The organism is Mesorhizobium sp. M4B.F.Ca.ET.089.01.1.1, from assembly GCF_004022605.1.
In the GTDB taxonomy this organism is placed as follows: Bacteria; Pseudomonadota; Alphaproteobacteria; order Rhizobiales; family Rhizobiaceae; genus Mesorhizobium; species Mesorhizobium abyssinicae.
In genome coordinates, this window is record NZ_RZOS01000137.1 from 1 (window position 1) to 13,109 (window position 13,109).

General features: G+C 59.3%; 15 protein-coding genes and 2 pseudogenes. 6 read left to right on the forward strand and 11 right to left on the reverse strand.

The annotated features are described in order from the left end of the window. Positions 1-724: 724 nt before the first annotated feature. Entirely contained in the window at positions 725-973 is a 249-nt protein-coding gene (locus EN780_RS15260) for a hypothetical protein (protein ID WP_128274552.1), read from the reverse strand. Between the two features lie 1,076 nt (positions 974-2,049). Here EN780_RS15260 and EN780_RS15265 point away from each other — a divergent pair. Further along, positions 2,050-2,286: a hypothetical protein gene (locus EN780_RS15265; protein WP_128274554.1), complete on the forward strand. Its 237-nt coding sequence runs from the start codon at positions 2,050-2,052 to the stop codon at positions 2,284-2,286. A gap of 33 nt (positions 2,287-2,319) precedes the next feature. On the opposite strand, the gene EN780_RS15270 is transcribed toward EN780_RS15265, so the two are convergent. The 3 genes and pseudogenes from EN780_RS15270 to EN780_RS15280 form a co-directional block, all read right to left on the reverse strand. Beyond that, positions 2,320-2,520: a hypothetical protein gene (locus tag EN780_RS15270; RefSeq protein ID WP_128274556.1), complete on the reverse strand. Its 201-nt coding sequence runs from the start codon at positions 2,518-2,520 to the stop codon at positions 2,320-2,322. A gap of 457 nt (positions 2,521-2,977) precedes the next feature. Then, positions 2,978-3,277, reverse strand: a complete 300-nt coding sequence (locus EN780_RS15275; protein WP_128274558.1) for a hypothetical protein — start codon at positions 3,275-3,277, stop codon at positions 2,978-2,980. 150 nt (positions 3,278-3,427) lie between these two features. Beyond that, positions 3,428-4,293: pseudogene (locus EN780_RS15280) on the reverse strand (ATP-dependent DNA ligase). A 145-nt stretch (positions 4,294-4,438) separates the two neighbouring features. Here EN780_RS15280 and EN780_RS15285 point away from each other — a divergent pair. The 5 genes and pseudogenes from EN780_RS15285 to EN780_RS40655 form a co-directional block, all read left to right on the forward strand. Continuing rightward, positions 4,439-4,735 (forward strand): helix-turn-helix transcriptional regulator, encoded by a 297-nt coding sequence (locus tag EN780_RS15285; RefSeq protein WP_281035366.1) that lies wholly within the window; start codon positions 4,439-4,441, stop codon positions 4,733-4,735. Between the two features lie 5 nt (positions 4,736-4,740). Then, on the forward strand, positions 4,741-4,929 hold the full coding sequence (locus EN780_RS15290; protein WP_128274560.1) for a DUF3606 domain-containing protein: 189 nt from the start codon (positions 4,741-4,743) through the stop codon (positions 4,927-4,929). A 525-nt stretch (positions 4,930-5,454) separates the two neighbouring features. Then, positions 5,455-5,577 carry a hypothetical protein gene (locus EN780_RS41375; RefSeq protein WP_281035367.1) on the forward strand — a complete coding sequence of 41 codons (123 nt, stop codon included), beginning with the start codon at positions 5,455-5,457 and terminating at the stop codon, positions 5,575-5,577. Positions 5,578-5,804: 227 nt separating this feature from the next. After that, positions 5,805-6,722: an MBL fold metallo-hydrolase gene (locus EN780_RS15300; protein WP_128274562.1), complete on the forward strand. Its 918-nt coding sequence runs from the start codon at positions 5,805-5,807 to the stop codon at positions 6,720-6,722. Positions 6,723-6,731: 9 nt separating this feature from the next. Beyond that, positions 6,732-6,904: pseudogene (locus tag EN780_RS40655) on the forward strand (metallophosphoesterase family protein); the annotation flags it as partial. Positions 6,905-7,272: 368 nt separating this feature from the next. On the opposite strand, the gene EN780_RS15310 reads toward EN780_RS40655, so the two are convergent. From EN780_RS15310 to EN780_RS15340, 7 genes are all read right to left on the reverse strand, one after another. Next, positions 7,273-7,989 carry a pentapeptide repeat-containing protein gene (locus EN780_RS15310; RefSeq protein ID WP_128274564.1) on the reverse strand — a complete coding sequence of 239 codons (717 nt, stop codon included), beginning with the start codon at positions 7,987-7,989 and terminating at the stop codon, positions 7,273-7,275. 359 nt (positions 7,990-8,348) lie between these two features. Then, complete coding sequence (locus EN780_RS15315; protein WP_128274565.1) at positions 8,349-8,774, reverse strand: helix-turn-helix transcriptional regulator; 426 nt, start codon at positions 8,772-8,774, stop codon at positions 8,349-8,351. Positions 8,775-8,836: 62 nt separating this feature from the next. Continuing rightward, a complete protein-coding gene (locus EN780_RS15320; RefSeq protein ID WP_128274567.1) occupies positions 8,837-10,090 on the reverse strand; it encodes a CapA family protein in 1,254 nt (417 codons plus the stop codon). Between the two features lie 79 nt (positions 10,091-10,169). Then, positions 10,170-11,018, reverse strand: a complete 849-nt coding sequence (locus EN780_RS15325) for a transporter substrate-binding domain-containing protein (RefSeq protein WP_128274569.1) — start codon at positions 11,016-11,018, stop codon at positions 10,170-10,172. 53 nt (positions 11,019-11,071) lie between these two features. Further along, positions 11,072-11,821 carry an ABC transporter permease subunit gene (locus EN780_RS15330; protein WP_128274571.1) on the reverse strand — a complete coding sequence of 250 codons (750 nt, stop codon included), beginning with the start codon at positions 11,819-11,821 and terminating at the stop codon, positions 11,072-11,074. A gap of 13 nt (positions 11,822-11,834) precedes the next feature. Beyond that, positions 11,835-12,494: an ABC transporter permease subunit gene (locus EN780_RS15335; protein WP_128274573.1), complete on the reverse strand. Its 660-nt coding sequence runs from the start codon at positions 12,492-12,494 to the stop codon at positions 11,835-11,837. 360 nt (positions 12,495-12,854) lie between these two features. Continuing rightward, positions 12,855-13,073 (reverse strand): helix-turn-helix transcriptional regulator, encoded by a 219-nt coding sequence (locus EN780_RS15340; protein WP_128274575.1) that lies wholly within the window; start codon positions 13,071-13,073, stop codon positions 12,855-12,857. Positions 13,074-13,109: the final 36 nt, after the last annotated feature.

Below are 13,109 nucleotides of genomic sequence, written 5' to 3' on the forward strand. Positions count from 1 at the left end.
TCCAGCCTTTGCGCTTGTCCGGTGTGGCCGCGTGGTTGGTGAATTGTAGGTTCCGGTCGTCTCGGCCGGCGCCGCGGCACTCGTGGCAGAAGATCACCTTGACCAGATCCCAGTGCATCGCGCCATGGTCCGGGCCTTAGCGCTTGGCCAGCTCGGCAACGTCGAGGACAACCATTCGCTTGCATGTCAGGCAGTCCACGGAAAGGCCTGTGCCGGCCTCATCTTGCCGAAGAAGCGCCCATCCCCGGCCCTCGGGCTGTGCTGGACGCCTTGAGGTTGGTCGTAGTTGGTGGCAGAATGATAGGCTAAGGGACGGCAAATTGAGGGCTGCCGTTATCGCGTTACAGGGGAATATTCGAACCCGCTGACTTGGATTTGCTCCAGCGGGTGTTTGACCAAGTGTGCATCGAACGCCGCTTGGCCCAAAAAGACAAGGAACAGAGGGAAGACCTCGCCGCGGAACTCCGTCAGCGTTTACCGGAACGGGATCACGGACGAAGGGGAACTGTTGCAGGCACCTTCTAACCGCCGCTTGCCATAGGCCGTCACCGCAGCTTCTGGCGCTAACGGCTGCTGCCTATTCTATATTCCGTTAGTCGGCCTATAATGCGGCCCGCCGACAAACGTCCCCCTTATCCAGTTTGCCGGTAGACCCGGCGCCCGAACCCCGACCGCTGGGCCGCTGGGCGCGCGTTTAAAGCGTACATGCCCACCCGATTCCCCCTCAGCGCTGCGGCTTTCCTCTAATACTGGGTCTTGGCGCGTGATCGGCGCCGGGGCTTTTGCGTATGATCCATTCGACCACGTTGGGGTCGACGTAGTCATCGCCTGTCACAATACGAACGAGCTTCGTTGCGCGCGGTCGCCACTGGTCTTCAGGAACCTTGTCCTCATCCACCCAGCGGTTGAACGCTTCGCGCATTACGTCGAATTCGAAGTATGAGGCGTTGTCGTTGGTCGGCTGCTTCGGCATGGGTTCGCAACGACTTACCGTCCGAAATGTTCCAGCAGAAATTTGGCCCGTTACTCCTGTCGCCATATTGGTTTGCCCGCCATGTCACCGCCGTCGGCCCGAGCCGGACACAGCCCGGTCTACTTGTCGGTTGAGGAAGTGGCAGGCCGGGCCATACCCCAGCATTGAAGAGTGCCGGAGCACATGAACATTGCGCCCAGTCGATCGGGCCGCAAGGCACACCTTTGGGGAAGGTGAACCCGCGTTCGCCTCACGACCCAGCCGATTGGCGACCGAGGTCCGATGGCCGCACGCATAGGTCTGAGCACAGGAAACAACGGCCCGCCAGTCCATTGGTAGAAGTCGCAGGAGATCATCCCCTCCATCTGCGGCAACCCTGAACTGCCCGCCGCTAACTCCTTGGCGGCGGGCCTTTTGGATCTGACTCTGAAATCCTGCGGAGAGGCCAGCCACCCGAACCCCGAATTGCGGGTTCAGTTTGGCCGCCATGTTCCCACTCTCGGCCGTCGCTTATTCCATCGCGCTCCAGGCTCGAACAGAACCTCCTAGTCGACCGAGGCCCGATCGCCAGGTCTAAGCCTCGAGCCATTTCGCCTGGGCTGGGGAACGCTGCTGCTTTGCAAGACCCAATCCAACAGGCGCTGGTCGACATCCTTTTTGCCGGTAAGCTCGCGGATCAAAAGCGCGGCGTGGGCCGCCCATCTGTCTTCAGGAATTCCGTCTTCGATGACCGATCTTACGAAAGCACATCGAAGGACCTCGCAGTCGAAAGACGACACTGCTCGCCGGTTCATGATGCAAATCCCTCCGACTTCAATGCTCCGCAAAACGGCGCCTGATGTCATTTCGTTCCGATTGCGGACTGCAGTCGCAAGCGCGCTGCGACTGAAGTCGCAGCGACCAAGGCAAAGGACTGGAGGCGGCAACCAGCAAACCGCTGATCCATTGATTGCGGGGGCCGCCGACAAATCCGACCCACTCCGTCGTCGGTCCTCCTGGGTGCCTGCCATGCTTACCTTTCGAACATGGTGGGCGCCTTGGCTTTGCAGCATGCGGTGCCTGACAGCGAGACGAATATGACCCTTGTCCAGAGCAGGCCGGATCTACCTGACGTCGCAGGTCGGCTCGCAAACGACACACCCACCCCTGAAGATTTCTCGATCCTTGATCTCATTTCAACTGACGATCATGCTGCCGATCTTGCCAAGCAGCGAACGGAGCGCCTTGGCAATCTCGTGGTTGCCATAATGGCTGTCTGCTTGATCTTTCCACTGGCGATTTGCGTGGCGCTGGCGATCAGGGCGGTCTCGTAGGGACCTTCCAGACGCCACGGGAAGGCCAGTGAACTAGTGGACGAGCCTCGACGCGGCCAGAGCCGACTTCATGTCAGCGGCATCATCGATCCCGCTGACGAAGAGGACCATCATAAGCCGCGCGACATCATCTCGTTCGGCGTCGGCGCAAATGCCAAAGTCGTGGCTATGTTCCGTCAATGCCTGGATCAGCATGTCGAGATCATCCGAGCTGATATAGGTCGGGGAGGCCATAGCGTGCGCCCTTCACCCTGCGGGCGCATGGAGCACATTCCCTTCCGCGCCACGACGGAAGTAGCTTGTTCGACCGCGATCCCACTTCACCTTGATTGTTTGGTCAGTGGTGGCGACCACAATGCCGCGCTCGGTAGTATCCTTACGGATCACCCGTTGTCCTAGCTGCAAGGTCGCGGAAGCAGGCGCGTCCCCAGACGGACGCGTACGTTCTGAAAAGCGCATGACGCTCTCCTCCCTCAGTCGGGGGCGAAAGCGCGATGGACTCTTCCAAGCGTCCGTGTGCCTCGGCTGGGTGCGGACGACTGGTACTAACCACTGGCAGGCGGCTTTGGTTCCGTTTGGTTGCGTCGGGAAAGAGGCTACCGCACCGCCGAGCTGCTGCCGGCGGCGCGGATATGAAAACGCGATCGGCCTGTGCCCTTGACGCCGGCCAATCTGCGTCGTGTCGCTCGCTTCAACAGCCTTCGGTCGTCGTTTTCATCTGACCTGGAGCAGCCGACTTTGCATCGGTGTCCTGCTGCCCCGGAGCCGCCTGCTTCGCACTGCCGGCCTGGTGGCCGGGCGCGCAATCCTTCGCGGACTTCGGGTTGGTGTCGCTGGTTGTGGTCGGGTCCGTGCCTTGATCGGTAGTGCTCGGCATCGTCGTCGTCGTGGTGGTCGTCGTCGAAGATCCGCTCGTGGTGCTGGTTGACTGTGCAATGGCAAGCCCAGTGGACAGGACCAAGATAGGTAACGCGAAAAGTAGCCGGTTCATCGTTGTCTCCTTGCGATGCGGTCCCTTCGATTTCCAAAATAGGAAAACACGCAAACGGTTCCGGAAAAGCCCGATGGCTCGTCAAAGCAGGTGAGGCGGCGGTCAACGTCGCCTCACCATACTTCAGAGCCTATTTCCCTATGACCGCCTCTAGGGTGTCCCTACCTCGCGGAAGTCCTGCAAAGACGCGTGGCGCAGATCCTCCTCGCCGCGCAGGTGCTTCACACGTCCGATCAGGCCAGGCTTCACCCATTGCGTCGCCGGCCGCTTCATACCCTTCGGCGGCTTCCTGGAGCTTCCTGGACGCGCTGCCAGAGCCGTTCGCGCATTTCCCGGTTCAAGGTGATGAACGCGCTCCCAACGTAGCGCCCGGTACCGCGCTCAGCCATCAGAGCGAAGGCCGGTTTGCCTGCTTCCCGCTCGACGCCGAGCAAGTCATGTTCGTCGATGGTGTAGCACTTCGCCTTCAGCCAATTGGTTGACGGCCCGCTCCGATAAACGCTGTCCCTGCGTTTCGACACCATGCCTTCGAGGCCGGCCTGGTCGACAAGATGGAAGATCGATCGCGCATCGCCGGACAGCGCCTGGCTGAAGTGGGTGCGTTTTCCTGCCGGGACCAGCGCCTCCAGGATTTCGCGCCGGTCCTCGAGCGGCATGTCTCGCAAATTGTGGCCATTCAGGTGCAGCAAATCGAATGCGACGAAATAGAGGTCGTGCTGGCGCCGGGTGATGGCTTTGCGCAGTTCGCCAAAATCAGAGACGCCCGCATCGTTCAGGACGATGATTTCTCCGTCTATAATCGCGCTTTGAGCGTTCAGCCCTTTGGCGGTCTCCACCAGGTCACCGTATTTGGCTGTCAATCGAGGCCGCGCCGAGTGAAGATCCGCACTTCGGTGTCATCGATGACGATCTGGGTGCGGTAGCCGTCGAATTTTACTTCGTGCAGCCAGCCGTCGCCCTCGGGCGGCTTCTCGACCAGGGACGGGCATCAACGGCTCGACAAACGACAGCCGCACCTCGCCGGCACGCTTACGCATCGGGACCCACGCAACATCGAATTTGATTCAATATCGCATGGCCGCTTTCAGTTCCGTTAGCAAACCCTGAAATGCTCCGGAACCTTCCGTTCAGATCGCTGTTGGTCAGCAGGAGGTCCGTGACGTGCGAAACCTGACAGCAGAGCAGTTGCGAGCAGCAAGAATGCTATTGAAGTGGTCGCGCGTGCGGCTTGGCGCCAAGTGCAATCTTAGCGAAGGTACGATCAGCGGTTTCGAGAACGGGCTAAGGAAACCGCATCCACACAGGGTCGCCGCTATGCTGCTGGCTTTCGAAGGATCGGGAATTGTCTTTTCCGCCGAAGGGAGCCCATCACTAGCGCGCCCTGAGGCTCAGACTGGTGGTCGACACACCGGCAACAGAACGTGGCGCCGTCGGCGGACACATTGCGCTGCGGAATAGAAGAAATGGCAAAGGACAAAAGCAGAGCCGACCTCCGCGCCGCAGGCCAAATCTCGCTTGACGATGAGTATGAGGTGAATTTATTCGCCCTGCAGAACAACATCACACCGGCTCAAGATCGAGAACTCATCCGCAAGCACGGCAAAGATCGCGCGACCCTGACCAAGGCTGCCAAGGCATTGCCAGGACCATGACGAGAAATTCCCAGACGTGAGACCACCAATAAGGCGAGCCGCCTTGGCCTGAGCACCGGGCCGACCACCAGACCTTGTCTACGGCCCCGGATCATGCTCAGGTTGACGCGACAAGCGCCTAAACCCTGCCGTACGTGAGCATCGACGTGGCGCGATACCTGTAGGAAACGCGAAGCCCGCCGTCTCGGGGAGAGAACGACGGGCTCTTGCTTGGGGAGCGGCGGAGGGGACTGGCCGCTCGCCTGCACAGCTGCCGACCTCGCCCAGCTTCTCAAGGCGCGGATGCGTGCCCGTTTCATAGAGCCTGCGCACGATATCTGCGATCGCGTTACCAATCCCCGGGATTCTGGTGAGGGCGCCCGCGGCGACCGATCGAGCGACTTGGACAACGCACCCTGACCATCGGCCGCGGGCAACCAAGCCTTGGCGCCGAGTGATCGTCAAACGAAGCCGCATTGAGACCAGGCCACATTAGGGCCACCCGCTTTTCGGCTCGTCGAACCCGGCGACCGCTGGATCCACGAAATGAACTACGATGGCTATCGCATTCTCGTCGTCGTGGGCGGCGGCGATGCACGCGCCTATACTCGCTCCGGCCTGGACCGGTCCGGCCGCTTTCCTCTATTCTATCGGAAGCACGCAAACTGAAGGTCCGCTCAACGCTCATCGACGGAGAGGCCGTCGTCACCGACACCGAAGGGCGATCCAGTTTCCAGGCGCTACACAACGCACCGCCAGCGTTAACTTCGCCTCACCTCCAACTTGAGACAGTGGCACGGCTCGCCATTGTCCTGTGTCACGAGCAGGGTACTAAGGCCGGGTCTCCTTTCGGCGGGAATCGTCATGCTGGTTTCGCTGAGCGAAGCAATGAATGAATGGTTTGTGATCATCCGCGAAAAACGTTTCCTGGCACCTCGGCCAGCGTACCCTCTGCCGAGCGAAATCACCCTGCCCTGCTGGTCGAGGCCGGAGGCCAGCGAGTTCTGGTCGACTGCGGGGAAGGCACCCAGCGCCAGCTGCTGCGGAGCGGCGCCGGCTTGCGGCGGCTTCATCGCCTACTGCTCACGCATGCCCATTTTGACCATATGCTTGGAATCCCCGGCCTGTTCTCGACACTCCGGTTGCGGCAAAGCGAAGATCTCATGACGGTCCATGAAGGACCGGACACTCTCGACGTCGTCGTGCGCATGCTGGCCGGTCTGTGGGGTGAAGGACGAGCGCCGATCCCCCTAACGCTTGAACCGCTGACGCCCGGTCGATTTTTTCAAGCGGACGAATTCACGATCGACTGCCTTCCGGTTCGCCACCGCGACACAGAGAGCTATGGCTTCGTGCTCGAAACGCCGCCGCGCCGACACCTTCGCGCCGAGCACCTCACATCCCTGGGAGTGCCAGACGGTCCAATCAGGAAGGAACTGGTGGAAGGCCGGTCTGTCACCCTCGCGGATGGCCGCACAGTTGCTCCCGAAGACGTGCTGGGGCCGCTGGAAGGAGGCAAGAAGCTGGCCATCATCGGCGACACGGAGTCGACCGATGAGCTGGCGGACCATGTCCGCGGTGCCGACCCTCTGGTGATCGAAGCCACCTTCCTGGAACGAGATGCGGCCATGGCGCGCGACTATGGACATCTCACGGCTGCGCAGGCGGCATCGCTGGCAGCGACGAGCGACGTGAAGCAGCTCGTTCTGACGCATATCTCCGGCCGCAATGCCGACGAAGAAATCCTCGCGGAAGCTGTGCGAGCATTTCCGAACAGCCGTATTGCGGCCGATCTCGATGTGCTCACCATATAACGGCCGACAATGCCATTCAGGATAGGCATCATCTCTGACACCCACGGCCTGTTGAGGCCTGAGGCGAAACGACGCCTGATCGGAGTCGACCACATCATCCATGGCGGAGACATCGGCAGCCCTGACAGGCCGCGCTTCAGCAGATCGCGCCGGTCACCGCGATCAGAGGAAACGTCGATAGCGCACGAATTCGAGCCAGAATCGTCCCATCCGGCATCGGTGAAGAACCTATGCCCGAACACGCGTAGGATTGGACCTCGGCCGGTAGCGATGTCGATCAATGCCAGAGCAAGCGCCGACCAGCGCTACTCCCCGCTCACATCGTTCTGGACCATGCAGCGAAGACATGGGCTACCTTGACCGCACTCGCCTGCGGGGCTTGCGCAACCCATTCCAGCAAGGTTTCGAAACGGGCCTCGGGATCACGCATGTCGTCATCATCTTGGTCCGTGGATGCGACGCCGCTTCGCGTTCACCCGACCCTTGTTCCGCTAGCAGATGGCCTCCAACCCTGTCGGGTGCAGCATTGCGGCAGTTTGCTTGCCGACAACTATTCCTGCTGGAATTGACAGGGCCAATCTTCAGGCCTGGTCAAGCCAGACGGCAACTCGGTCCGGGTGTCTCCGCAAGCCATGTTGAGCTGCCATTGGGACAGACCCGCCGATTTGGAAAGATCGAGGCCCTCGATACGGGTCAGAAAGAAAAAAGCGCGGTCAAAGTCTATCGGCTCGGTGAACGTCGCTCCTCGGAAGTCCGCCCGCGCGAGATTGGCAAACGAAAAGCGGCTGCCACTGATATCGGCGTCATGGAACTGCGCTCGCCCTAATTCCGCCTTTGTGAAATCAACATTGGTCAGATTGGCGTCCTGGAAATTCGAGCGCTGCACTTCCGCGCTCGTAAACACAGCGCCCTGCGCGTCCATATGGCTGAAGTCGGTCCTGTAGGCCTCGATTTTGTCGAACCGGGCTCCTTTGGCGGTCGAGCCGGCTAGGGAAGCACGCACAAGCGTTGCCTTCTCAAAATTTGCCGCAAGGAGGTTGCTGTTCCTGAGGTCGGTCGAAGTGAAATCAACACCGATCAGGTTCGCCCCGCTCAGGTCCCGTCCTTTAAGGATGAGAAGCTTTTTGTCACAGTCCTGCCAATTGACGCCGGGCGTCGCGGCTGCGTCGCAATTTTGAGCGGCAGTGGCGTTCTGCCAAGCAAATACAATGCAAACCGCTAGAACCAAGCCGGATGTGACGTAAGCTCTGGTTCGTCTCAAAGTCATTGGTTCTGGACCTCTCCTACTCGCCGACAATCAAGCTTACCACATCTGCTGGCACTCGACCCACGGTGACGACCGCCGTCACATTTGGCGCATTTCTGCACAATTGCGGCTCGGAATTGCAGCCGATACTAGGCGTCGCTCATCTACCTCTCCATAGCGGTGGCGTGGACTACGCTCACCCCGCGCGAGCTTGAAGGCGACCCGCTGCCTTCTCCGAGCTGGTTTCTTCACTACTGTGTAAAGCGCGCACGAGGTGATTTCCGGAAGCGGAACAGCCCTGGAGCAGCAGCATTCGCCCTGATGGCTCTCGTCACTGGGTTTGCGTCTGCAATAGGCGTCCTATCTGGTGGTTCTGCTCTTCACCCGATTGCGGCAATAAGCGCAGAAATGCGGGCTCGCACCCTCGGAGGTAGTTGAACAAGTTGCTCGATCAGGCGCCGACCTTCTGCGCTGGCAATGAAGCCAATGCGCTCATCGACCGGCAGATGTGAATTCAGACGGCCGCTCTCGTCACTGTCCTGGAGTTCTTCGAAAAAACGACTGGTGGGAACGCCCAGGGACTTGCCAATCTCATAGATCATAGACGCACTCACCCGATTTCTTGCACTCTCGTATTTCTGAAGCTGTTGAAAGCTGACGCCAATCGACCGGGCGAGTTGAGCCTGTGATACGTTTGACTGGACGCGAACAGTCGCGATCTGCCTACCGACGTAAACATCGACGGGGTGAGGATCACGCTCAAGCTTTGATTTTGGCGCTGCTCCAAAAGGCTTCGGATTCGACAATGCTTCATTACTCCTCGGATAGAAAATCCGACGACGTCGATCTTGGGTTCTTGTGTCGATCGTCAGCCGAACTTGCGCGCTGTCGGCACAGCCATTCTGCCTGAGTACCCGGATATTTCGATGCCGGTACCGAAGGCACGCGAGCGGCTTGCGAACCCCTCGAGAATATCTCGCGCCACGTGTCCGGCGGCGGGGACGGGAACCAATTTGCCCGGCTCGGAACCGGTGCGTTCATTTACCTCGCCGATAACGACCGGCAGAAGGTCTATGTTTTCGAGCGTTCCATTCGCATCGTAGCGGCAAGCCGCGACAATGCTCTGCCAGACTTCCGGAGGATCCCATTCGCCCTCGTCCGGATGGACGTGAAACAGGAAATTTCCGAGACCATAGAAGATTGGCGAGCCATTGTAGACTTCCATCGCCTGAAGAACCGGGGCACCGTGGCTGACGAAGACGTCTGCGCCGGCGTCGATGCATGTGCGGGCAAAGGTCTGCACCCAGCGCGGCACATCCTGCCAGCCCGGTTCCCAATGGTGGTGGTGCAGATAGGCGATGACGAAATCGCCCCGCGCAGACGCCTGACCGATGGCAGACAGATGGATGCTCGCGCTCGCTTGATCGACTTCGACCATGCGGCCGAAATTGGCTGCTTGGGTGAACACGGTGCCGTAGAAATTGAGCTCCCCGTCGCTCGCTACCTCCGGCGGATCTTCCGGCTGCGCATAATTGGTCAGTTCGAAGGGAGAACTTTGCAAATGGCCTCCAAGCCGTGCCAACCGCCGGAAATGCCCGTCCGGCACTCCAATTTTTCGAACGGTCTTAAGCCGGTTGACGCCAGGGCGAGACGGGCGAAAGGCCGTGTGGTTCTCGGCATACATGCTGGACGGGCCGGGACCCGCATCGATCGCAAGAAGAGCGACGTCGCGTGTACCTAGCCGGCGGCGGCCCAGTTCCCGGGCATCGGTCGCGTCGACCCCGATGCCCGCATGCAGGAAGCCCCGTTCTTGAACTTCCTCTAGCGTCGAGAGGACGCCGCCAGCACCGAGATCGAACGCGTGGTTGTTCGCTAAGGCGAGCGCGTTGAAACCAATGTCCTGCAATGCATCCAGAACTTCGGCCCTGGAATAGCCGAAGTACCTGCCCTTGGTCGGCCAACCACCATGTTTGCCAAGGATCGTCGATTCGAAATTGGTGAAGACGACGTCACCCTGCTGCAAGAAGCGTACAACCTCCGCGAACCGTTCGTCTTGAACATGACGAACGTCATGCGTGATCAGTGATTGGCCGGTTACGACCGCGCAAAATGGGTCTTTCATGGAACTCGCCCTATGGTCGTGGAGGGTCGGGCGCCGACACTCGGCCAGCACAACATCGAAGTCGGCGCAGATCGTCGGGCTATTTTGGCAAGGCCGGAGAAATATCAGTTTTGAACCACTTCAGGCTCAACGACTTGATGGTGCCATCCTTGTTGGCAGCGTCGAGCGCCGCATTGAACTTGGTGAGCAGTTCGGTATCGTCTTTCCGCATGCCGGCGCCCACACCCGGACCCCAGAGACCACCATTGAGCTCCGGTCCGAAAAACACCGCAACCGATCCACCAGGTACCTCCAGGAAATCGCGCCATGTGAAATAGTCGGCCAGGCCGCCATCGACACGTCCCGCGGTAAGGTCGAGCTTCAAATTGTCCAGACTGTCATAGCTGCGAATGGTCACGACATCGCCGAGGAGTTGTTTCACAACAGCCTCGGAGTTCGATGAACGAAGCACACCGATGGCTTTGCCGCTAAGGGTCGATCTGAGCCACTCGATGGTTGCCTTCTCCTTGTCGCCAATGGTCGAGAGGTTGACTTTCTGTTTGGTGTCGCCGGCATCGAGCCCAAGCTCTTTACGCACGACGAACTGGTTGTAACCGCTGGCATATGGGCTGGAGAATGCGATCTGCTGCTTGCGCTTCTCCGTGATCGCCATCCCAGACATGATGACGTCGTATTTCCCGACGAGCAGCGCAGGGATGATCCCATCCCAATCCTGCGCCACGAAGCTGCATTTGATTTTGAGGCGATTACACAACTCGAGACCGACATCGACATCGTAGCCGTAAAGCTTGCCATCCGCGTCTGTCCCGTCCCAAGGCGGCGACGCCCCTTCGGTGGCGATCGTTATCGTTCGCTCGCTTTCGGCACGTGTCGGCAAGGCTGCGAACAGGGACGCGACAGAAATGGCAATAGCCAGTGACATGCGCATAGAGCACCTCCTTCTTTTGGTTTGGGTGGGAAAGCAGCCGTAGGACTGCGGCGTCACGGCGCGAGTGTCGTGATCTCGTGGTCGGGCAAGGTCGGACGGAGCCGCGCCTTGCGTCTTTGCTTTGGAGTGCCGCCGGTCGAAAGCCGCCGTTCCAAAAACTGGGTGGCTTTTACGGTGAGTGTCGTGAGCGCGAGATAGATCGCTCCTGCGACGATGAATATCTCGTAAGGCGCGAAGGTGGCGGACACCATCTGTCTCGCCATGCCGGTTAACTCGAGCAGCGTAACCGTGCTTGCCAACGACGAGCCCTTGATCATCCCCACGACCTCGTTTCCGTAAGCCGGAAGCGAAATCCTGAAAGCGATCGGAAAGGTGACAAGGCGGGCGATCTGCAAGCGTTTCAGGCCAAGCGCCTTGGCGGCCTCAACGATACCGGTCGGCACGGACTGGAGACCGCGGCACAGGATTTCGGTCGTGTGCGCCGCGCTGTTTAGCGAAAAAGTGAACAGGGCGCACCAGAGGGGGTCCTTAAGGATCACCCAGAAGACGCTGGCGCGCACAGCCTCGATCTGGCTCAAACCATAATAGAGCAGAAAGAGCTGAACCAGCATGGGCGTACCGCGGATGACATAGGTGTAGGCCAGCACCGCGTACGAGACGCTTTGGCGTCCAAACGCGCGAGCGAACGCCAACGGCACCGACAGAAGAAATCCGGCCGTCAGCGACAGAACCGTGAGGATCAAGGTGAGACCGATTCCTGAGGGCAGAACCCGTAGCGCGTCGAACATCAAGCCAACGTTCATGGTGTCGCGCCCCCTATCGACTGAATGCGGGATAGCGCCGCTCCGCCGAGCGGATCGACAGCAATGTGATCGTCGTCAAGGACAGATAGAAAAAGGATGCGGCAAGGTAGAAGGTCAACGGCGCGCGCAAGGATCCGGCGCCGACGTAGGCAACGCGCATGATGTCGGTCAGACCGACGACAGAGACCAGTGCCGTATCCTTGAATAGCGATATCCAAAGATTGCCATAGGCGGGCAGCGCCAGCCTTAGCATCTGCGGACCAACTATGAACAACCAGCGCTGCCAGGCTTTCAGGCCAAGTGACTTCGCCGCTTCGGTCTGACTCGCTGGTACCGCCGCGATTGCACCGCGGAAAACCTCGGTCGCATAGCCGCTGAAGACAACAGTCAGCGCGATGACCCCTGCGGTGAAAGCGTTCACCTCCACATACCTGCCGGCAAGTTTGCTGGCGAAGGTGGTTCCACCGAAATAGATGAGAAGGATTATGACGAGCTCTGGAACACCGCGAACCACGGTCGTGTAAGCCGTCACGACACTTTTGAAACGGGCTGCAGACGTGCCTTGCGAGATGGCCAACAGCAGGCCGAATGCGGTGCCGAGGAACCCACTAACAAGAGCAAGGCCGACAGTAATCAAGAAGGCGGCAGCGAATTGAGCAGCAAAACCGCCCATGAGACTCATCCATCAATTCGCAATTCCGCAATATGTACGGCGTCCTCACGCGATACATCTCTGGCTGACAGCTTAAAGATTGCGAAAATCTGCTAAGGGATATCCCGCAACGGCTTTGCAGGATTGCCTCTAACTTACTGAGCTAACCTATTCATTCAATCTATAATTTGCAGAAATTTGCCTATAACAAATGATTATACGGGCGGCTCCTTCTCCACGCCCTGAAAAGTTAGGAGCGATGGAATTGGCATAGGAGCGCGTGCTGGATCGACCTCAGCGCCCTCGCCTCATGGAAGTTCCGCTAACCGCCCCTGCCCTGTCGCGGCGGAAAGATACCTATTGTAGTCGAGCCAGCTTTGGTTAGGGCTCGTTGTCAGGCTCGACCAATTCGACGTGGCCGACACCGAGGGCTTGGGCCAGTTCATAAAGCGTGATTACGGTCGGATTCCTTCGACCACGTTCCAGGCCGCTGAGATATTGCTGACTGAAGCCGGAACGCGCTTCCACCTCTTCCTGGGTCAGGCCTTTCTCTCGACGCAGGCGGGCGAAGTTCCGGCCGACCAATTTGCGCATATTCATGCGCCAGAAAATCGCGATTTACATACTTTTAGTTTT